23 protein-coding genes and 1 riboswitch are annotated in these 21,183 nt (G+C 38.0%); of the genes, 4 read left to right on the top strand and 19 right to left on the bottom strand.

Annotated elements, in window-relative coordinates; translation table 11 throughout:
• Nucleotides 1–269 precede the first annotated feature (269 nt).
• From K3T81_RS17625 to K3T81_RS17590, 8 genes are all read right to left on the bottom strand, one after another.
• Complete coding sequence (locus tag K3T81_RS17625; protein ID WP_238021612.1) at nt 270–671, bottom strand: VOC family protein; 402 nt, start codon at nt 669–671, stop codon at nt 270–272.
• On the bottom strand, nt 668–1,021 hold the full coding sequence (locus K3T81_RS17620; protein ID WP_238021609.1) for a VOC family protein: 354 nt from the start codon (nt 1,019–1,021) through the stop codon (nt 668–670). The genes K3T81_RS17625 and K3T81_RS17620 overlap by 4 nt, the downstream gene beginning before the upstream one ends.
• Nucleotides 1,022–1,083: 62 nt before the next feature.
• Nucleotides 1,084–1,896, bottom strand: a complete 813-nt coding sequence (locus K3T81_RS17615) for a helix-turn-helix domain-containing protein (protein WP_238021600.1) — start codon at nt 1,894–1,896, stop codon at nt 1,084–1,086.
• Nucleotides 1,897–2,114: 218 nt separating this feature from the next.
• Complete coding sequence (locus tag K3T81_RS17610) at nt 2,115–4,496, bottom strand: polyprenyl synthetase family protein (RefSeq protein ID WP_238021591.1); 2,382 nt, start codon at nt 4,494–4,496, stop codon at nt 2,115–2,117.
• A gap of 191 nt (nt 4,497–4,687) precedes the next feature.
• A complete protein-coding gene (locus K3T81_RS17605; protein WP_106896436.1) occupies nt 4,688–4,882 on the bottom strand; it encodes a CsbD family protein in 195 nt (64 codons plus the stop codon).
• A 73-nt stretch (nt 4,883–4,955) separates the two neighbouring features.
• On the bottom strand, nt 4,956–5,756 hold the full coding sequence (locus K3T81_RS17600; RefSeq protein ID WP_238021582.1) for a DUF4097 family beta strand repeat-containing protein: 801 nt from the start codon (nt 5,754–5,756) through the stop codon (nt 4,956–4,958).
• Nucleotides 5,749–6,309, bottom strand: a complete 561-nt coding sequence (locus K3T81_RS17595; RefSeq protein ID WP_238021566.1) for an HAAS signaling domain-containing protein — start codon at nt 6,307–6,309, stop codon at nt 5,749–5,751. Before K3T81_RS17595 ends, K3T81_RS17600 begins: the two co-directional genes overlap by 8 nt.
• On the bottom strand, nt 6,302–6,625 hold the full coding sequence (locus K3T81_RS17590; protein WP_238021551.1) for a PadR family transcriptional regulator: 324 nt from the start codon (nt 6,623–6,625) through the stop codon (nt 6,302–6,304). Before K3T81_RS17590 ends, K3T81_RS17595 begins: the two co-directional genes overlap by 8 nt.
• 174 nt (nt 6,626–6,799) lie before the next feature.
• On the opposite strand from K3T81_RS17590, the gene K3T81_RS17585 reads away from it, so the two are divergent.
• Entirely contained in the window at nt 6,800–7,228 is a 429-nt protein-coding gene (locus K3T81_RS17585) for a S1 domain-containing RNA-binding protein (protein ID WP_106896433.1), read from the top strand.
• 90 nt (nt 7,229–7,318) lie between these two features.
• On the opposite strand, the gene K3T81_RS17580 is transcribed toward K3T81_RS17585, so the two are convergent.
• On the bottom strand, nt 7,319–7,882 hold the full coding sequence (locus tag K3T81_RS17580) for a sigma-70 family RNA polymerase sigma factor (protein WP_238021544.1): 564 nt from the start codon (nt 7,880–7,882) through the stop codon (nt 7,319–7,321).
• A gap of 261 nt (nt 7,883–8,143) precedes the next feature.
• On the opposite strand from K3T81_RS17580, the gene K3T81_RS17575 reads away from it, so the two are divergent.
• Entirely contained in the window at nt 8,144–11,194 is a 3,051-nt protein-coding gene (locus K3T81_RS17575) for a hybrid sensor histidine kinase/response regulator (protein ID WP_238021537.1), read from the top strand.
• Nucleotides 11,195–11,205: 11 nt separating this feature from the next.
• Here K3T81_RS17575 and K3T81_RS17570 read toward each other — a convergent pair whose 3' ends face one another.
• From K3T81_RS17570 to K3T81_RS17545, 6 genes are all read right to left on the bottom strand, one after another.
• The gene (locus tag K3T81_RS17570) at nt 11,206–11,874 is read right to left on the bottom strand and encodes a LuxR C-terminal-related transcriptional regulator (protein WP_238021523.1); all 669 of its coding nucleotides are present in this window, start codon (nt 11,872–11,874) and stop codon (nt 11,206–11,208) included.
• Between the two features lie 267 nt (nt 11,875–12,141).
• Complete coding sequence (locus tag K3T81_RS17565) at nt 12,142–12,801, bottom strand: reverse transcriptase-like protein (protein WP_238021514.1); 660 nt, start codon at nt 12,799–12,801, stop codon at nt 12,142–12,144.
• A gap of 238 nt (nt 12,802–13,039) precedes the next feature.
• A complete protein-coding gene (locus tag K3T81_RS17560) occupies nt 13,040–13,873 on the bottom strand; it encodes a MetQ/NlpA family ABC transporter substrate-binding protein (RefSeq protein WP_238021506.1) in 834 nt (277 codons plus the stop codon).
• Between the two features lie 21 nt (nt 13,874–13,894).
• Nucleotides 13,895–14,557 (bottom strand): methionine ABC transporter permease, encoded by a 663-nt coding sequence (locus K3T81_RS17555; protein ID WP_238021490.1) that lies wholly within the window; start codon nt 14,555–14,557, stop codon nt 13,895–13,897.
• Nucleotides 14,547–15,560: a methionine ABC transporter ATP-binding protein gene (locus tag K3T81_RS17550; RefSeq protein ID WP_238021481.1), complete on the bottom strand. Its 1,014-nt coding sequence runs from the start codon at nt 15,558–15,560 to the stop codon at nt 14,547–14,549. The genes K3T81_RS17555 and K3T81_RS17550 overlap by 11 nt, the downstream gene beginning before the upstream one ends.
• Before the next feature lie 87 nt (nt 15,561–15,647).
• Nucleotides 15,648–15,751: riboswitch (SAM riboswitch) on the bottom strand.
• 63 nt (nt 15,752–15,814) lie between these two features.
• The gene (locus K3T81_RS17545; RefSeq protein WP_238021473.1) at nt 15,815–16,987 is read right to left on the bottom strand and encodes a pyridoxal phosphate-dependent aminotransferase; all 1,173 of its coding nucleotides are present in this window, start codon (nt 16,985–16,987) and stop codon (nt 15,815–15,817) included.
• A gap of 202 nt (nt 16,988–17,189) precedes the next feature.
• Between K3T81_RS17545 and K3T81_RS17540 the strand changes: the two genes are divergently transcribed.
• A complete protein-coding gene (locus K3T81_RS17540) occupies nt 17,190–17,978 on the top strand; it encodes a carbon-nitrogen family hydrolase (protein ID WP_238021459.1) in 789 nt (262 codons plus the stop codon).
• 14 nt (nt 17,979–17,992) lie between these two features.
• Here the strand turns inward: K3T81_RS17540 and K3T81_RS17535 are convergent, their stop codons facing one another.
• The 4 genes from K3T81_RS17535 to K3T81_RS17520 all read right to left on the bottom strand — a co-directional run bounded on the left by K3T81_RS17535 (nt 17,993) and on the right by K3T81_RS17520 (nt 20,518).
• On the bottom strand, nt 17,993–18,523 hold the full coding sequence (locus K3T81_RS17535) for a hypothetical protein (RefSeq protein ID WP_238021450.1): 531 nt from the start codon (nt 18,521–18,523) through the stop codon (nt 17,993–17,995).
• Nucleotides 18,524–18,734: 211 nt separating this feature from the next.
• Nucleotides 18,735–19,565, bottom strand: coding sequence for an ATP-binding cassette domain-containing protein (locus tag K3T81_RS17530; protein WP_238021442.1), 831 nt, complete (start codon nt 19,563–19,565; stop codon nt 18,735–18,737).
• Nucleotides 19,566–19,609: 44 nt separating this feature from the next.
• A complete protein-coding gene (locus tag K3T81_RS17525) occupies nt 19,610–19,771 on the bottom strand; it encodes a hypothetical protein (protein WP_238021434.1) in 162 nt (53 codons plus the stop codon).
• A gap of 90 nt (nt 19,772–19,861) precedes the next feature.
• Nucleotides 19,862–20,518, bottom strand: a complete 657-nt coding sequence (locus K3T81_RS17520) for a DUF4396 domain-containing protein (RefSeq protein WP_238021427.1) — start codon at nt 20,516–20,518, stop codon at nt 19,862–19,864.
• A 121-nt stretch (nt 20,519–20,639) separates the two neighbouring features.
• Here K3T81_RS17520 and K3T81_RS17515 point away from each other — a divergent pair, with 121 nt between their 5' ends.
• Nucleotides 20,640–21,161, top strand: coding sequence for a hypothetical protein (locus K3T81_RS17515; protein ID WP_058950373.1), 522 nt, complete (start codon nt 20,640–20,642; stop codon nt 21,159–21,161).
• Nucleotides 21,162–21,183 lie beyond the last annotated feature (22 nt).

Here is a 21,183-nt window from a genome sequence, read left to right as displayed (position 1 = left end):
CTTTTCCGATTAATTTAGTCGGGATTAATGATTATTTTATTATAATACGTGCTGAATAAATTTATGTCAATGAAATAAATTGTCTTACAGTTAATTTTTTAGTCGAGAAGTGACTACAATATACGCTTATGAGCTAAAGGATCATAAAAAATATCCATTTTGAATCTTACTCAAAATGGATAACATTAACTTTACAATTATTTATGCAAGAATTAGGACGCGCTTAACTTTAAAGATAAATAGACAATTTGATTCTCTGATAGTGCAACCTAAAGATTCCGTTCTAATAAACGCCACCTACGTTGTAACTTCGCTTCTTCTGCCTTGTCTATGTATTCAAATAATCCAATTTTATTTCCCCACGGATCAGAAAATGTAGCCCATTTAACTGGAACTTCATTTCTGGTATATATCTCAAATTTATCAACTTTACATTCTTTCACCAGTCTATTTCTCTCTATATCCAAATTTGGGATACCCAGTCGTAATGGTCCGTTTTCTCCTGCGGGCTCCCCTTCGGCGACCTGAAGCCAGCACCCCGGAATAACTTCCCACTCTGCAAAACCCTCATGAGGCACAAAATCAGGTCCTTTTTGGAATATTGAACTATAATACTGTAGTCCCTCTTTATAATTAGAAACGCGTAATTGAATTGTTACTTCCAAAATCATGATACAAACTCCAATAGTTCAATCTGATTGCCAAAGGGATCTTCTATTACATTATACTTCCCTGGCGGACAGGCTTCAGACTTTTCAAATTGAAAGTTTACCCCTTTAGCTCGTAATGCGGTAACATCTCCATCTAAGTCTTCGGTCCGTATCGCAAATAACACTCCAGAACCAGCTACTTTCTGATCTATTATTTCCTCAATAACAAGCGGCACACTATTTTGCTCAAGTGTAACAATCGTTTCACCGTAACGTTTCGAAATCTTGAAATCGAGTACCTCTGTATAAAAACGAAGTGCTCTTTCTAAGTCGCTCACTTTTATAGTGATTAAGCAGATTCTATTTAGCATTCCTTTTTCCTCCTAGTTTGTTATATAAGTATTGTAAGCTGAAAAGTGCTTCAAAACTTCTCCTAGTTTGCTTTGTTTTTAATTTTATCAAATAATAACTTTGGTAGATTAATCAGGATCGGTGGATCATTTGGCAGTGGAGGTCTTAGCGTAATCTCAAGTTCTCTACTTATTTTTTCTTCAAAGCTAATTGGAAGTTCGTACTTTCCTCTTAAAGCATTTTCTAAAAGAAAATAATCAAGTGGGTTAAAACTCTTCTCTATTGCAGCAGTTAAAACATAATAAACTCCTTCAGGAATACTTTCAAATACACAATATTCTTGTTTATGTGTAATAACCTTCCCTAGAATAGGTACCTGATCGGGGATCGGCCTTGGAAAGAGTCCAATAAAAATATACCCATTGAAACTTTTTGGAATTTTAATACGGACCATAAGATTTGACGTATTGATAAGTGCCTGGCCATGTACCTGTTCCGCCTCCCCATCATACTCATTTAAGAATTGATGTAGTTCTTTCACTCTCTTATTGAATTCCTTAGGTGTTAAGCCAACAAATTGCTTAAACCTGCTGCTGAAAGAACCTATGCTTTGAAATCCGAGAGATAATAAGGTCTTAATAACTGATGGGGATACGGAGGGGTTTGCAAGTAGCTTTTTCCCCTGTTCAATACGCAAAGCTGACAGATAGTAACGCGGAGATATGCCTGTAACATGTTTAAACATTCTAGAAAAATGAAAGGAGCTGTACCCTACAAATTCCGCTAAATCATTCAGTGTTATTGTGTCATCCAGGTTTTCTTTCATGTAACGAATAGCTTTACCAACTGTCTCTGACTGTTCCTGGGAAATTGACTTTTTTTCAGCTATCTTCATTTTAAAGAGCCCTCCTTGAAACTCGTTTTACTATTTTATTTTCCTTTGCTATTAGAGCTACTTCCGATGTCACAGCTCAACTTCAAATAAAACTTATTTTTCTATATTTATACTTCGATAGCCCGTTTAGAATTTCCTTCCTATCTATACTAAATTTCGGAGATCTTTCCTAGCATAAAAAAGGACTTCTCCAATCTTCTGGAGAAGTCCTTTCATCATTAATTTTCTCGGTTAATTACATAATCTAATAGTTGCTTCAAAAAAGTACTGTTTTGCTTAATACCCTGTAGCGCTTCCGCTGCATTACAGTAATGATCCCACATCAGTTTTTTGGCTTCATTAAGCCCTAGAACAGAGACAAATGTAGCATTATGATTTGCCAAGTCTTGCCTTGTATTTTTGCCGGTTTGGGTACTCTCACCTTCGACATCTAAAATGTCGTCTTTAATTTGAAAGGCTATGCCTGCATACTTAGCGAAAAACTTTAATTTTTCTTTTTCCAACTCATCTTTACCAGCCAGTATAGCCGGCATGATTAAAGAGGCTTCGAAGCCAATTCCAGTTTTATAAAAACACATCTCTGTCAGTTCATCAACTGTCAGTGTTTTCCCTCTAGAACTAAGGTCTATCGCCTGCCCCCTGCACATATCGGTAGCAACTATGGAGGAATAGTATATAAGTTGAAGAATTGCAGTTTGATCAAATCCAGCAAGCGATGCTTGATTGGCAACTGCTTGTTGGGTTAGAAAAATTCCTGCTAACTCAGCATTTGCTGTGTTATACACTTCGTGAAGAGTGGGTCGGCCCCTGCGTAAAGAAGCATTATCTTGTGCTGGCAAATCATCATAAATTAGCGAGGCGGTATGCATATATTCAAGAGACTTTAAAAGAGGCGCAATTGTAGCAGGATCCATATTATACTCTTCCACTGCCATTACCCATGTCATCACAGGACGTAGTCTTTTGCCTCCACTTTCCAGGCTATAATTCGCGGCCTCTGTAATGGGATCATCAAATAAGGAATTTGATCTAGATGGTGTGAGTGGTAACATACTATTAATCGTATCACGTATTTTTCTTACTGAATCAGTGAATGCTTTCTTTTCCTTCTTTTGATTTTTAAAGTCGTCTATCATTTGATCACGCAGAAGTTTATCAAAAAACTCCACATCTGTTGCTTTCCTGACCATAAGCTGAATTTCATCATTAAATTCGTGCTCAACACCAAAAAGCTTCATTATTTCTTCATACTTTTGTTCTCCCCACTTTTTCTTAAACCGCTTTAAGCCATTAATTGCTCTGGAAAGGATAACTTCTCGTGTTTTATCATCTGATTGATACACATGGTGGATGAGATATGAGATGACTGTCCAATACAATTCGAAAGGGTTAATCAAGTCTTTTCGCTTTTCATGATACTTAAGATAGTACGTATAGGGAGTGACTGACCCCGCCTCCATGTCATTAAACATATCAGCAAAATCATCTGACAACTGGTTATAAATACCATAATAAAATGTTTGCTCATTTATTTGCTGATCCTCGTTAGCGTCTATTAATGAACGCACAATCAAACGGGAGGACGCTGATTTAAGAATAATTGGGACATACAGGTCACTGTTTGTATAGGTTTCTACAGCTAAATCTTTTTCTCGATCATGTTCCTGTGACTGAAAGAAAACAAAGGATTGTTCCAGAAAATTTCCCCAAGCTTCCTTAGAATGTTGTGTTCTTATATATTCAAAGGCGTCTTTTAATTCGGTATGGACAAATTCCATAAACGAGTAAGTCTGTTTAAGCCAGACAGATAATGCTGGTACCACCCCTGTTAACAGTGTCTGGCGTATAATTGTAGCATAGTCTTTCTTTTCTTCGTTTGTAAGTAAACTCGAGTCCAATATGTCATCAATAAATGGGTAAGTCAGTCCATACGCATAGCCAAGTCGAATGGCACGGTCTAATCGTTTTGCACGTGTGGCAGGAAGAACACTTGTATCCAATTCATCCAGCTCCTGTATGACGACACCACCGATAATTTTAATCAGTTTCCTTCTTGTTTCCGTTGGATCAAGCTCTTTAGGAATGGTTGCGGTTATATCCTTTAATTTATCTATTACCCAGATTAAACTTGATTCCACATTCTCTTTTTGAGCCCAACGGTAGATTTCAACCATGTTGAATGCGTTCAGCTGGTTGTTGTCCTTTTCACCCAATATCTGCTGGCGGATGCTTTCTACAGAACGACTGACTTTTTCTTGTGTTTCTTTGTCATACAAGGCTCTTCCAATGTCTCGCATATAAATGTAGGAAATGCTACGGTCCAAATAGTCATAAAGCTTCCCTCTTTTATCAAGCCACTGAATGTAGTGATGATAATGTGGTAGGTGCTTGCTTTTTTTCTCATCAAAATATTTAGAGGTAAAGGAAAACCGTTTAACATGTCGTCTCTTCCAGATATTAAAATCTTCTTTTAATGCTGTAAGATGTTTCTTCCCTTCCAAATGGGCTGTAAGATGTTGAAAATACGCAATTGCTTTCTTTTCATGCATTGCGTAACTAGCGTCTTTTATATTAGGTGCTGTACGTGTTTCCTCTCTCATATGAAGTTCCCTCATCTTCTTTATTTCTCTTCGATCCTATTTACTTATAATACTAACAAAATGTACCTGAATATACCTTATTATTATAGCAATTTATTTGAAAAGCTCTTATTTAATACTTTCGACTACGAAGCATATTATTTTAAACTAATGAAAAGGCGAAGCCTCATCGACTCCGCCCTTTCCGTACGTTATCTTTCATAACGATTGTTACTGTTCTGCTTTGCTTCACCAGCAGTATCCTGAAATTCACCTTTTGCTTTATCTTTTTTTCCTTCTGCTTGCATTTTTTTATTATCTGTTAAATTACCTACCTGATCTTTTGTCTCACCTTTTGCTTTACTTATTGCTCCTTTAACTTTATCTGAAGATCCGTTTTTACTCATGTTTACCACGCTCCTTACAGAACGTATTTCCGAAATGGAAGATAATTAAACATGTTAAAAGCTAAACAGGAACTTAGCGATCTACTGTAATACTCCCATTATGTGTTGTTAATTTAACTCGGTTTTCTCCACCTCCGACAACTGTATCCCAATCTGAGTCACCAAAAATATCAATGCTCCCATTATCTACTCGGACATCAAATGTTACATTAGTCGGCTCCTGACTTGATTTAACATTAATTTTCCCGTTATCAGATGCTAGATGAATAGGACGGTCTAAACTTTCTGTAACAAGTGAGATCGCCCCATTGTTTGTTTTACCGTTCAACTCGCCTTCCACGTTATCGAGTTCAATTTTACCGTTATTAGATTCAACGTCAACGCGCTCGGAAAGGATATCTTCGATCATAATTTTTCCGTTATCCGTGCTGGCGATAAAGTCCTTTGCCTGTATATTTTCCGCATTGATACTTCCATTATTTATATCAACCTTGAAGGCAGTATATTCTTTTTCTGGTAAGTATATGGATAGGATCATGCTGTCTCCCCAGTCAAAAAAACGGAACATTTTTCTATCACGCTCTCTCGTTTTCACAAGTAAGGTATCACCTTCTAATTCAGCCTGTAAACGTTCTTTTTCTGGATTATTTCCTTTTCCTTCAAGCTCTACAATAATCTCATCAGACTTGCTTGGTTTCACGTACAGTTTTTGGTTATTTAGTTGAACATCCACCTTTTCCACATCTTGACCAGAAAATTTCTCTGATTCTGAGATTGCAGATCGATCACTTGATGCAAAGGTTACCACACTACCAATAACCCCGACTCCCAACAGAATTAATGCTATAATACTGATCTTTTTAAAATTAGGCATGCTTTAAACCACCTTTCACTAATTTGATATTATAAGATAAATAGCGGATAAATAATTTCACAATAAATCGCGTTGCATAGAACATTCCAATTGAAATGAATAAACCAACTCCGGTAAGCCCAATAGAAGCGAATAAATCAAATAGCCTAAAAGTATCTGGATAGATGATGACATTAAGTAGAACAAGAATGGGTGACACAATAAATGCAACACCTACAGTCCATCCCCCTACAATACATCCTAACACTGCAATAAACGGTCCAAGCACTACAACGAGATTAAAAAATCCCAACCCTATTACTGCCCAAACTGCTCTAAAGACATTTCCAACATTCGATTCTTCTCCAGCCCTATCTAAATAATACGTTGCCAATAGTTCTTTAGCAATTTGATTAGGAGAGCCAAGAGCGGCTGCAATTTCAGCTTCGTCTTTCCCTTCCTGCATTCCGACATGGAAATGCTCATGAAAATCTTCTAGTATGTCCTGACGTTCAGCAACAGGCAACTTTACTAAGGCCCTTTCTAACTTTCTCATAAAAGCTTCTTTACTCATCGCTAACAACCTCCCTTAATAATTCGTTTACACCTTCAGTAAATGCTTTCCATTCTTCATTTAATTGATGGAGATAATCCCTTCCCTGGTCTGTTAAATGGTAATATTTGCGAGAAGGTCCCTCTTTCGACTCCTGTAAATAGGTTGTAAAATAAGCTTCTTTGGTAAGTCTGCGTAATAACGGATACACGGAACCCTCCGATATAGCAATATTGTCAGAAATCCTTTGAACTAATTCATAACCATATCGATCTTGTTTATCCAATAAGGCAAGTACACAAAGCTCAAGGACTCCTTTTTTAAATTGTATATTCACTTCCCAGTCACACCTCTTTCTTCACTACTGTTTATTGAACAGTACCTCGATATACTTAATATACAACTAACTACTAATTAATGCAAGGTACTATTTTATACTTTTTTCGTTATTTGATAAAAACGTAGATATTTGTTATAATGAGTTGCTTATAAATCATAAGGGGGAACTTTTTTGTCAATTGAAATAGGCAGTAAAGTCAAAGGTAAAGTAACAGGGATTACTAATTTTGGAGCATTTGTTGAATTACCTGGTGGAAAAACCGGTCTGGTACACATTAGTGAAGTAGCAGACAGTTATGTAAAAGATGTGAATGATCACTTAACTGTTGGCGATGAAGTAGAAGTAAAAATCATCAGTGAAAAAGAAGGTAAAGTAGCTTTATCTATTAAGAAAGCTGTTGATAAGCCAGAAGGTCAGCGCCCATCTCGCCAAGGTAGAGATCGTAATTCGAAGGATTTCCGTCCAAAGGGTGGATTTAAACCTAAGGAAAGCTTTGAAGACAAGGTGGCTAAATTCTTAAAATCAAGTGAAGAGAATTTATCCACGCTTAAACGCAACACCGATACTAAACGTGGTGGCAGAGGCGGAAGACGCGGATAAAAACTTCATGACATAGATAAAAGCAAGCCGGCTGATGGCTTGCTTTTTTATTTATTGAAAATATATTTTTTCGACTTTGGAGGCGTGACGCTAGCCATACAATTTTAATCGTTTTTGGAAATCTTTATTACGTAATTTTTTTCTTACTTGCTTACCCCAGCTTTTTACAGCTTCTTCCGAGGTTTCTTCTTGAATTGCAATTTCTTTTATTTTCATACAACTAATAATGTAATAGTAAATCCATTTCCACTGGTTGTCAGTGAGTTCCTGCTTTAAAATTCCCCATACATGATTTCCTATTATCTCCTCTTCCAAATTGGAAAGTATCTCACTAGAAGCTTCTACTCGTTTTACACGATTACCATTATTTGCATGTTTTTTTATTTCTTTACATGCACTCTGCTGATTTCGACTCTCTCTTCCCTGTTTTCTAGCTAAATCAACCAGCCTATTACGTATCGTATAGTTAAAGTAAGTTGCCATCGGTCCTTTATCAGGCTCGTAGGTCTCATAGGCATTCCACATTGCACAAAGCCCTTCCTGAAAATACTCCTTATGTGGATCGGATAGATTTAATCGATGAATATGAAAGTGTATTCTGCGTTCATTTTGTCTCACTATCTCTTCAAATGCTTCCCTGCTTTTTTTAGTCACTTATACCCCTCCAAATACCTGTCTTTACTCCTACTATCGAAAAATAAGGGAAGGAGGGGGCATCATTTTCTGATTTTATTAGTAAGATGAGACTACATAGGTAAAATGCCACATTCAAACCATCTTTTCCCCACAGAGAATTATCCTTTTACTACTAAATTCCATATAGCTATGTTTATTGCTTCTTGCTATTATTATATTATCATAACCATAAGTTAATATTTCCCTATTCTAATAAATTCATATAGACGGAGCTTACATATGAAAAAGCCTTCCATGATACTGATTATAATTCTTTTCTTTCTACTTGTATTAACGGTCTTTCGTCTGTTATGGGGCAGTATCTATTCAACTACTCACCACCCTGAAGCACAAGAGGGTGTGCTTGACTTAAGACAAGGCCAATTGGGAGAAATACAAACAACCCCAGTAGTGGGGGAATGGACGTTTTATCCGGATGTGTTATTGGATCAAAGTGCATTACAGCAGGCTCAAGATGGTAAAACATATAATACTTTTCCTAATGGATGGAATAACATTCCGATTGGGTCCACTTATACAGTAGGCACGTATCATTTACGAATCCTTCTCCCCCCTTCTGATACAACGACTGATTATGGGCTTCGTATGCCTGTTATTCAATCTGCAACTAAACTGTTTATTGATGGAGAGGAAATTAGTGGTTCTGGTAACCCATCTGTGAACCCTTCTGATTATATTGCCCAAAAGGTCCCCTATACTGTATCTTTTCGATCGAATAAAGAAACGATAGATGTTATCGTGCACGTTGCCCATGGAAACTATCCAATACGATCATCAGAAGTAGGAGTTGTGAAATTTGGATATGCTTCGGCAATAAACAAAGAGACTAGGTTTTCGGTTATTAGTCAGATCATTGTTCTGACTGTACTTGGTGCTGTTGCTATTTTTATTGCTTTCTTGTACTTTGTTGGAAAAAGACCAAAAAGCTTACTGTACTTTTTTCTGTTACTTATAAATGCAATGCTCATGGTATTTTTAGATGTAGATAAATTCCTTCTAAAACTTATCCCTATCACCTATGAAAGCAGTGTAAAAATGCTCTTCCTGGTATATACAAGTATTGCTTCGTTTATGCTTCTATTCTTCAAGCATTTTTTGCCAGAATATGCTAACAAAATGCTCAAATGGTTTTTATCCGCTTATTTGTTGTATGTAGGGTTCATTCTTTTAGCACCGGTCACCTACATACTAAGTCTGCGCTTTCTTTTAGGTATTGTCTTACTTACTACTACCTGCTTTATTACCATACAATTTTTTAAAGCAGCCAGGAATCGAATGGAAGATGTTTTGTACTTGTTGTTAAGTGCTGCTGCTATTACAAACAATGTGATATGGGCCATCATTTATAGCAACTCAACGATTGAACGATTTTTCTATCCTGTTGATCTTTTAATTACAATATTTCTCTTCTCCGCTTTCTGGTTAAAACGTTTTTTACGAAACGTACATCGTATACAGGGTCTTTCCGAAGAACTTATCCAAGTGGACAAGCGGAAAGACGCATTCCTTGCTAATACTTCACATGAACTACGTAATCCATTACACAGCATGATTAATATTGCGCATTCTGTGTTGCATAGTAAAGAAAATAAATTGAATCAAGAAGACTATCAAAATATGGAACTACTTATAACGGTTGGAAAGCGGATGTCTTCTATGATCAACGACTTGCTGGATTTGGGGCGAATTAAAGAGAATAAGGTAACCTTACAGTTGAAACCACTTCCTTTACAAGCAGTTACCGCAGGAGTTGTTGACATGCTTCAGCATCTCCTTGAAGATAGACCAGTCCAGATACAAACTGATGTTCAGGGCGATGTTCAACCAGTACTAGCTGATGAAAACAGGCTGATTCAGATTCTCGTCAACTTACTTCATAATGCGATTAAGTATACGGACAAAGGAACTATTACCATTTCTACCAATTACATGGATAACAAAGTGGTTATATCTGTTGCGGATACTGGAATTGGCATGAAAGAGGAGCGGATCCATTCCATCTTCAAGCCATATGAGCAGGGTATAGAGGAGGATGTCGACGAAGTTAGGGGTGGAGTTGGCTTAGGCCTAACCATCAGCCATCAATTAGTTAAGTTGCATGGTGGGGAGATTGAGGTTCATTCTGCCTTGCATAAAGGATCGGTATTTTCCTTTTCTTTGCTATTAGCAAAGGAGGAACATTCTGTTGTTGAAACACCTAACCTCCCAGTTATTTCCCATCTGGAAGCTGCTGTTTCAAAAGCCATAGAAACGACTCATCCTATCCTTTACTCAGAAGCACCAAAGCTACTCGTGGTGGATGATGAAACAATCAACTTGCGGGTGCTAAAAAACATATTAGCTTCAGAACAATATGAAATAACAACTGCTGTTAGTGGAGCAGAGGCGTTGGAAAAATTAAAAACCGATACATTTCACTTGCTCATTAGTGATGTCATGATGCCATATATGTCTGGTTATGAATTAACGAAAAAAGTTAGAGAGCAATACACGCTTTCTGAGTTGCCAATTCTATTACTAACAGCAAGAAATAGCTCAGAGGATTTGTCTACTGGCTTTGCTTCCGGAGCCAATGATTACATTGTAAAACCTGTGGATCCACTAGAATTAAGGTCTCGTGTGGATGTACTTGTAAAGCTAAAAACCTCCATTGCGGAGCATATGCGAATGGAAGCGGCTTGGCTTCAAGCACAAATCAAACCTCATTTTTTGTTTAACACCTTAAATTCCATTATGTACTTAATGGAAATAGATCAAGAAAAAATGCGGTATGTCTTAGACCACTTCATTCAATTTATCCAAACTAGTTTTGCATTTAAAAATACCGAAACTCTCGTTAGCCTAGAAGAGGAATTAGCACTTGTCCATTCCTACATTGAAATAGAAAAAGTGAGGTTTGGTGATCGTGTTAATATAAAATGGGATGTGGATGCAAGGATTAAAGTGCAATTGCCTCCTCTTTCCATCCAAACATTGGTTGAAAATGCAATAAACCATGGCATTTTAAAACAGTCTGAAGGTGGTACCGTAACAATTAGCATAAAAGCATATAAGGGTTTCACAAGGATTTCTATAATGGATGATGGCGTTGGCATGAACTCTGAACAACAGGTACGCCTCACAAAACATAACCCTAGAGAGAGAAAAAGTGTGGGAATATACAATACAGATAGACGACTAAGACAGTTGTTTGGCGAAGGAATAACTATTAAAAGCGAACAAGCGAAAGGTACCATTGTTTCATTTTTCGTTTCAAATGATCAGAGCTAGGAGAAACAACCTTACTTCTCCAACATTTTTTCTTCTATTTGCATGATTTCTGTAAGGATTTGTATAAGCTCCGTTCTTTTTCTAACCCCAAACTTACGATATATCTTACTGACATAGTCACGTACTGTTTTTTCTTTTAGCTTTAGATACTCTGCGATCTCTATGTTTTTTTTATTCTTATAAACCAAAAAGGCAATTTCGTTGTCTCTGCGTGACAAAGAAAAATGCTTTCCAAGCTTATGATTAAAAAGTTGCTTTTCAAAAAAATCCTCCGTCCGGATATTGACTAGTAATGTTCTTACAAGTTCTCCTGATACGACATGTTGATCTTCGCACACATTACTAATTGACCGAACGAGACAATGTGGTGTTACATTATTAAGTATAAAGGACACCACACCTATTTTTAATCCATAAAAAATAGCATCCTTTCTACTCGAGGATAATACAAACATTAGCTTCATTTCTGGGAAGGAGTTCTTTATTGTTTCAGCTAAGTACAGCCTCTCCTCGGCATAGTGAACTAAAATAAGGTCGGGTTGATCATCTGAGATTATATCCTTTATCTCGCTCTCGTTATCTACAATTCCTATCAGGTTAATATCAGCTTCTCTCGACACCCTGCTGTACAATTTGTGAGTAGAAATACTTGGTGGACCGATGATTAATAGTTTGACCATATAGACACCTTCTAACGTTGATAAATTACTTAATAAGTTTATCCTTAAATACTGTACAAGTTCTATACATGAAGTAAGTGTGCTAAATAAAATGGAAGTGAAGGTCCCTCTCCTCCTACGGAGAATTAGCAATGCGTGGAAAATAGAATTTCTATTTAGCTTAGTAATTTTTACATTTAATTATTACCCTTTACCAACTCCTCACTTGAAACAGATTATAAAAAGCAAACCCTAGTTTACCCATAGGATTTGCCTTTTTTCGGTTCTCTACCCGTCTATTTCTTTTAGACTAGAGATATTAACTTCTTTTAGTGCTTGGGTAGCGAGCTGGTCTGCCTCCCGATTTATTTTACGAGAAACTAGTTCAAATTCTACCTCTAAGCCTAGTTTTTCTAGTATGTCCTCGATACGGTTCGCCCAATTAGCTAGCTCTTTCTCATAGACAGGCCAGTCCTCACTAAGTTGATTTATAACGACCTGGGAATCCCCAATAATGGTTATAGGCATATGGTGCACACCTAGCTCCTCCACTTCCTTTACAGCCAAGTGAAGGGCAGCGTATTCCGCCTCATTATTTGATTCAAGCTCTTCTACAAGTGCATTCCTTCGAAGACGATAAGCTTTTTCATTTTGTTCATAATAAATGGCACAACCAAGGCCCGATTTTCTCGTTTTTAGGTCATAGCCACCGTCAAAGTATATTTTCACATCATGTGGCTCTGTTTTTATCTCTTCCAACTGCTTGCGTAATTCTTTTAAATTCCAGCTATATTCATGAGTATCAATGAATTGTATATTATTAGCTCTTCCTGTTCTTTCCATGTCTTCTGCTAATAACAATGCTTTTGCCGCACGCATTTCATCTGAGTATAGAACAGTATCTGCACCCTTTGGTGTACGGTAAGTAAATGAAATAATTCCTTTCACCTGCTGACCTCCATTCTCTATATCGCACTGCTTCTCTAGCCTTCCTATATTCCCTAAATTTATGAACGTTAGGCTTCGAGTATCACGAATTATTTCCCAAAATTATAATACGAGGATAGCACATAGCAGACTATTTCTCCTAACACTTCCTTATACTTGTTACCATTGCAAATCCCCTGAAAGTTAATTATGTAATAAAAGCCCTATCATGCTTCAGCACAATAGGGCTTAAAAGTGATTATTCTTCAGTCATCCAGCCCGGTTTCCCAAAGCCTTGAAATTCCTCATCAATAATTTGTTCAAATTCATCTGATTCGATAACTTCTTTAATGTCTTTGGCAAACTGCGCATCAAGATCATCTGTATTAACTGCAACAACATTCCGGTAATTATCTGGCATTTCTTCCAGAGCCAGCGCATCCAGCAGATCCATGTCGGCAGCAAGGGCAAAGTTTCCTGGAACTGCAGCAGCATCCTCACTATCCACTAAACGTGGCAGCTGTCCTGCTTCCACTTCAACGAATTCAAGATTCTTTGGATTCTCCACAATGTCCTTAATAGAAGCTTTTAATGGGTCCACTTCTTCACTTATAGTGATTAACCCCTGATCTTGCAACATTAATAATGTTCTAGAAAGATTGGTAGGATCATTTGCAATAGCAATAGTACTTCCCTCAGCAATTTCATCCGTATTTGCAAAAGTATTTGAATATAAACCCATTGGTGCTGTAGGAACAGCAATCACAGAGGAGAGATCCATTTCGTTTTCTTCTGCAAAGGCTTCTAGATAGATCGTATGCTGAAACAAGTTCGCATCAATGTCTCCTCTTGATAAAGCATTGTTTGGCTGTACATAATCGGTAAACTCTTGGTTCTCTACTTCATAGCCCTTTTCTTCTAATAATGGCGCAAGAGCTTTTGTTACCATATCACTGTACGGCCCTACAGTAGCCCCAAATTTAATGGACTTTGATTCACCCTCATTATCCCCTGCTCCAGAGTCATCGTTCCCACACGCTGCAAGTAAAAGAATACATAATAATGCCGTAATTGATATAAGTGACTTTTTCATAGTTGTTCCTCCAACTTGTTTTTATTTTTTATTTACAGTCTTGGCAATAAAATCACCAAGATATTGAATAAGCTGTACCAACACAATTAATACAATAACTGTTGTAATCATTACCGTGTCGTCATACCGGTAATAGCCATAGCGAATGGCTAAATCACCAATCCCGCCACCTCCAATGGTTCCAGCCATGGCAGAATATCCTATCAAACTAATTGCGGTGATCGTCAACCCACTGATAAGTCCAGGCTTTGTTTCCGGGAGAATAATATCCTTGATAATTAACCATGGAGATGCCCCTACGGCAATAGCAGCTTCGATTACCCCTTTATCAATTTCTCTAGCAGCAGATTCTACAATCCGGGCGTAAAAAGGAATGGCCGCAACGGATAGAGAAACAGAAGCTGCAAGTGGACCAGTAATACGTCCGACGATAAGATCTGTAACAGGGAATAGAAAGACAAGCAAAATAATAAATGGTACAGAACGAACTAAATTCACAATGATACCAATTATTCCTTTTGCGACCCGGCTTTCCCAGAATAGTCCTTTGTCTGTTACATACAGCAATATACCGATAGGGAGCCCAAGAATTAAGGCGACGAGTAAGCCTATACCCACCATTAACAATGTTTCAAAGAAAGCCGTGTTCAACTCAGGAAGGATTTCTATTATTCTATCGAGCATGCTGGATCACCTCCACTTGCTTTAACCGCTCTTCTAAATATTGCTTAGCGGCCGCTACCTCTTCCGTTTCTCCTAGCAATTCCATAATAAAAATGCCTAAAGGCGTCTCTTTTATGTACTCCACCTTGCCGTGAAGGATATTGCCACTGACCTGAAACTTTTGCAACATATCTGACACTACGGCGTCACTCGCTAAGTTACCGCGAAACTGCAATTGGAGAATGGTACCTTTACAGGCTTCAAGCAACTTTGCTGGTAAATCAAAGTTCAAAATGGTATCAATGAACTGCTTTGTCAGTTTCTCCTGTGGATTTGCAAAGATGTTATAAGATGGTCCTTGCTCAATAATTCTTCCATCCTGCATAACAGCACATGTATCGCAAATTTCCTTCACTACTTCCATTTCATGGGTTATTAAAACGATGGTGATTCCAAGCTCTTGGTTGATTTTCTTTAATAACTGCAAAATGGATTTTGTTGTGCTCGGATCCAATGCCGAGGTTGCTTCATCGCATAGTAGGACTTTAGGATTGTTCGCAAGCGCTCGCGCAATACTAACACGCTGTTTCTGTCCACCACTTAGTTGTGCAGGGTAATGATTTATTTTATCTGTTAAGCCAACTAATTCAAGTAGCTCCTCTACCCGCTTCTTCCTTTGTGATGGAGCTACCCCAGCCGCTTTTAAGGCAAATGCAATATTATCGAATACGGTTTTAGCTGAGGCTAGATAGAAGCCTTGAAAGATCATGCCGATTGACTGTCGTGCTTCTCGTAACTTCTTTGGGGAAAGCTCTAAAAGATTAACACCGTCCACCATTACTTTTCCTGAAGTTGGCCGTTCTAGTATATTCATACAGCGAATTAGGCTACTTTTTCCTGCACCACTATATCCTACAATGCCGTATATTTCTCCCTTAGGTACTTCCAGTGAAACATTATCCACACCAACGACTTGGCCGGACTTTGTTTCATAGATCTTGCTTACCTTTTCTACCTTAATCATCACGTTCACTCCAATTCCGCCTGTAAATCCAATCCATCAAAAAACCCCCTTTCATCATGAAAGAGGGTGTCGATTACAAGTATCTCACACTTATCTTTCAGAATGAATCATTCTGAAGGAAGTAGCACCACTCCAAATGGAAGGTTGCTGTGACATCTACGGGCCTTTCCCTCCGTCACTCTAGATAAGAAATATTCATATTGTTAGCATAATGATTATCATAGTCTCCGAACTCCACTTTGTCAATAGCTAGTTTAAAATATTCCTAGCTTTCCAATTCGAGCTGCGGCTTCAGCAAGTCGATCTTCATCAGCTAGCAATCCAGCTCGTACAAATCCCTCTCCCGCTTCACCAAAACCATTACCTGGTGCTACAACAACGTGTGCTTTTTCCAAAAGGAGGTCAGCAAATTCCTCTGATGTATATCCTTCTGGGACAGGAAGCCATGCAAAGAATGTACCGCGGGGCGCTTGAACGTTCCACCCAATTTCCTGCAATTTTTCTACAAACACATTTCGTCTACTCTCATAGGTAGCTACCAATTCATCTACAGCCGTTTGATCACCAAGTAAAGCCTTCTCTGCTGCTTGTTGCACAGCGCCAAACAAGCTAACGTATAAGTGATCCTGAATTAGATTAAGGCTTTTTATCACGGAAGTGTTTCCAACAGCAAATCCAACACGCCAACCAGCCATATTATACGTTTTAGACAAGGTATACATTTCTACCCCAATATCCTTTGCTCCAGCAGATTGCATAAAACTTTGCGGTTTCTTTCCATCAAAGCCAATAGCCCCATATGCAAAGTCATGTACTACACAGATTTCATTCTGTTTTGCCACTTCAATTGTTTCATCAAAAAATTCCTTGTTTGCAACACCGGCAGTCGGATTGTTTGGATAGTTTAAAAATAGTAACTTTGCTGCTTCAAGGTCAGCTTGATTTAGTTGTTGATAATTTGGTAAAAAATTATTTTTTTCTAACAATGGCATAAAAACTGAATTTGCATTGGCCATGGCAATTCCGGACATGTAATCTGGATAGCCAGGGTCAGGTAGTAATGCTGTATCTCCTGCATTTAACAAGCATTGGCTAATTTCAACCAGTCCTGTTTTGGCACCAAATAGAATCGCTACCTCTGATTCTGGATAAATATCGACATCGTATTCCCGCTTGTAAAAGGTTGCCACCGCTTCTTTAAGAAAAGCATGGCCTGTAAACGGGGAATATTTATGATAGACAGGGTTATCCGCTGCTGTCTTTAATTCTTCTACTATATGGTTTGGCGTTGGCAAATCAGGATTCCCCTGGCCAAGATTAATCACATCATGCCCCTCACTGCTTAATGCTTGTACTTTTTTTACCAATTTGGCAAAAAACTGCTCTGGCAGGCGTTTCAACGTATCTGATACTGGAAAGCTTTGCACGGTTTTCTCACCTCTAATAATTCTAAAATTCTAATTATCTATGTTAGCCAATTCTGCATCGTTTGTAAAGCTGTACTTACCAAAGGATCAGGTTAATTGACAGGAAAATAAGGCGATGGGATAATAAGCACCAATAACAACGAGCACTTAAATTAGGATCAGGCTGTTAGCTTACCCTTGCTTTTATGAAGGAGTTGATTTTATGATACTGTCTGTTGCCTTGTTGCAGATAGACATTACGTTTGGAGACCCGGTAGCAAATGAAGAAAAGGTAGAAAGAAAGTTTGCAAGTTTAAAAGAAAAGAAAGTAGATGTGGTCGTTTTACCCGAGCTTTGGACAACTGGCTATGATCTTACCCGTTTAGAAGAGATTGCCGACTCTAACGGAGAACGTTCCCTCTCTTTCCTTTCTAGACTTGCCCAGAAATATGACGTGCATCTTGTAGCAGGGTCTGTTGCCAAGCGCACAGAACGAGGCGTAACCAATTCCATGTTCGTTATCAATTCAAATGGTGAACTTGTAAAGGAATATGCAAAAGCTCATCTATTTAGATTGATGGAAGAGGAAAAGCATTTGGTTGAAGGTAGTGAGAACGGTATTTTCGAATTGGCCGGAATAAAATCTGCTGGCGTTATTTGCTATGATATTCGTTTTCCAGAATGGATCCGAACACATATGCTTGATAATACGAAGGTGTTATATGTGGTTGCGGAGTGGCCTGCAAAACGAATAGACCATTGGAAAGCCCTGCTTATCAGTAGAGCTATTGAGAATCAATGCTATGTTGTAGCCTGCAACCGAGTTGGTGCTGATCCTAACAATCAATTTGGTGGTCATTCAATGATTGTTGGGCCTTGGGGAGAAATCCTGGAAGAAGCTGACGATGAAGAAACCATCCTATACAGTGAATTGGATGTAGAGCAGGTAGATGATGTTCGACAGCGTATTCCGATTTTTTCTGATCGTCGCCCGGATATCTACAGATATTAAGAGAAGAACGCCTTTCATGTTAGAAAGGCGTTCTTTTTTCGTACTAAAACCAAAAAAATTACAGTTAACAAAGATGCATAACCAAGTATGTAGATAAAAGTGAAAAACAGCTGACCATTCGCTGTTACGGTATCCTGGGAAAGCACGTCTATTATTGCAAAGGAAGGAGGAAAAACCCATGTAACAAAAGAAAATCCACTTGGAAGACTGTCTACCACGCCACCCTTAACAAGTGAAATTACTAAAATCAACACAAGTAATAGCCAAGTACTAAGTTTCCTTCTGCTCCATATTTTTGTGAAATATAGCGAAACGGCGACGCCCAAGAAAGAAATAAGGAAATGTGCAGTAATTGCTATCAAAACGTCCCACAATGTAACAGAACGATGGAAAGCACCAATCAAAATTGGATATAGAACAGCCAACATGATAAGAAAGCTTATCATAATAAGAACACCAATTACCTTGCTAAGAAACACAGTATTAAAACTTCTAGCATGTACAGCTGTTATATGAAACTGGGTTGCATCCTCTCTATTCACCAAGGTTATCGTTAACCAGGCGGCGGCAAAATATAGAACTGCGCATGAAACAGCATAGCTACTGAAAATGGGATTGGGAACATATGTATATGCTACAAATGTCCACAAGCAAAATAAACTGACGGGCGGTACATATAAGTAGGACCTTAAATAGTCTTTTAACATATAGGAAACGAGTGCTTTCAAAATCTCACCTGGCTTTCTGTTTGTCCACCTATATCCGGCTTTTCTTTGATAGAAATTTAATCTTTCCACCCTGGTTAATAATTGTTAAAAGTAGTTTATCACTGTTGTTAGCTTCTACATTTACCTCAAAGATTCCATCTTGGAGTCTACGTAGAGTTTGCATATCTACTGTCTTATTAATTAGAGGAGAAATTTCATCAAGGTTTCCCGAAAACTGAACCGTACGATACGATTTTTCTGTTTTCATCTCCCCTTCTTTCACCTCTTTATTTTCGATAAGAAGAATACGATCCGCCAAATTTTCTTTTAATACGCCCTCATGGCAAGTGAAAATAATTGTAGTCTTTTTTTCCTTCAATTGTTTCAGATACTGTAATAAATTTTCCTGCGAATGAGGATCCAGTCCAGAAAGTGGCTCATCGAGTAAAAGGATAGACGGCTCCCTAAGCAAACTTTGCATAAGATTTATTTTTTGTTTGTTGCCTTTAGAAAGTTTATAAATGTAATCTTGATGGAAATGGAAATTGAAATTAAATTGCTTAAAAAGAAGTGTGACGCGATTTTCAAGCTCTTCCCTACTCATTCCCTCTATTCTCCCCATATGTGTTAAGTATTCCTTGGCAGTGAAATGGAGTGATTTTGGGGGGATTTCCGGGGCATAACCATATTCTTTAATATCCCTTCTCACCTGGCCCTTAGTTGGAGAAACAACGCCTGCTAAAAGCTTTAAGAGCAGGCTTTTTCCTGTCCCGTTCTCTCCAATAACAGCAACACATTCCTTTTCCTTTAAACTTATGGAAACATTATTTAAAATAACCTGGTCACCTATTTTAACGTCTACATCTTTTAATTCAATCATCCGCATTCTATTCTCCTATGTATGTTGCCATGCTTCCTAAACGATCATTTATTTTCTAGTTTCTCTAAACGTTTCTCCAGTCTACTAATTCTCTCCTCATTTTGCTTTGCTGGTTCTTTCATTCTGAATACCGCACTTCTAAAAATAGTGATAATAGCGATAAGAAAGACAATGAATCCCGCTACAAACATAAAGATAATTTCCATGGGATACCCTCCTCATCTATATATTTCTTGTTTTCACCATAAAATCCTGCCTAGAAAGGAAAAATGCCCCAATAATTGGGACATTTTAATCTACATTACTTCTTTAATTCCTTTTTTAACAAGTATCCAGTTGGCTGGATAGCTTGTAAGAAAACCGAGTATCATGGCAATTTGCATCATAAACCAATATACAGCAGTATCAGGTTTTGGTGGCACCGCAAAAAGAACAAAATGAACGATTGCCATCCAGCCAAACATGCCGATTTCGAATGCAATAAGTGCAGCGGAATCTGCTTTTATCGCTGACTTAAGCGCACCTTTTTTACCAAGATCTTTGTTCATTGGATATATCGCATAATATTGGAATATAATTCCGACTAAATATGCTAGGATAAATTCAACCAAATAATGTGCAAACAAAGTGGAACCTACTATCGCGAAACCAGTTAGTGCCACAAACGGCACACCTGCTGCATCCCCTACTGTGCATCCCCCAGCACAATGACTTGTCGACACAAAGACCTTTGCAGGCGTATTCCGTCGATCTTCACGCTCTGAGTCTTTTGCATTTAGACGTCCCCACTTAAAGTAAGCCCAAAGTGCGAATGGCCCAAAAAACCATCCGTTTATCGGCCACACCAAGTTCATTACTTTCATGTGCTGAGGATGCCTGATAACATCCACTATAATAATAGCGGAACATATTATTCCAATGGATAATGCGATCCAAGATATAGTAGTTAACATCATTTTCACCTCATAGTATAGTTTCTACCCAAGTTTGTAATCTTTCTAAACAATGGGATGAACAAACTTTACTCCCCCACCATAATTTATAGGGAACTAACCTATTCTGTGAGGTGAGCATATGGAACATTTACCAGCTGTAGACGTTGGACTCATGTCAGATCATTTAATGGCACATGAGGGAATGCTACAAAAATTACGAACGTATCAGGAAATAGCCACAAGCCATGATCTTAAAAGAATTCTTGCCCTACAATACAATGTGATGTCTGATCACGTGCGCGTTATGCTTAAATTAATTGATCCTAATCATACTTCTTATGTAGAACTTGCTCCAATCAATATGACCTTGCTCGAACAAAATTCCATTGGGCATTTCGGAATTAGTCAGGCTGACCACTGGATTGCCAGGGAGGCACATACGTCAGCTAAAGACATGGCCAATACGAATTTCACTTCTGCCTTAATGATGCAAAACCAAAACGTGCGAAATGTTCACGTAGAAATGGCCTTACAGCAATTGAAAATGATGGAGCTTTATGAACAATTTATTCATCGAATAGGGGGCCCCTTCATTCCGCGTGTATCCAATGAAGAACAACTTCGTACGTATAACTATTTTCAAGCTTTGTTCTCTAATTAAGTATAGCGGTGTGAGGATTACA

The sequence above is a fragment of the Oceanobacillus jordanicus genome, from assembly GCF_022095695.1.
Classification (GTDB): Bacteria; Bacillota; Bacilli; order Bacillales; family Amphibacillaceae; genus Oceanobacillus_B; species Oceanobacillus_B jordanicus.
Note: the sequence above shows the minus strand (reverse complement) of the source record. Positions and strands in the feature narration are given on the sequence as shown.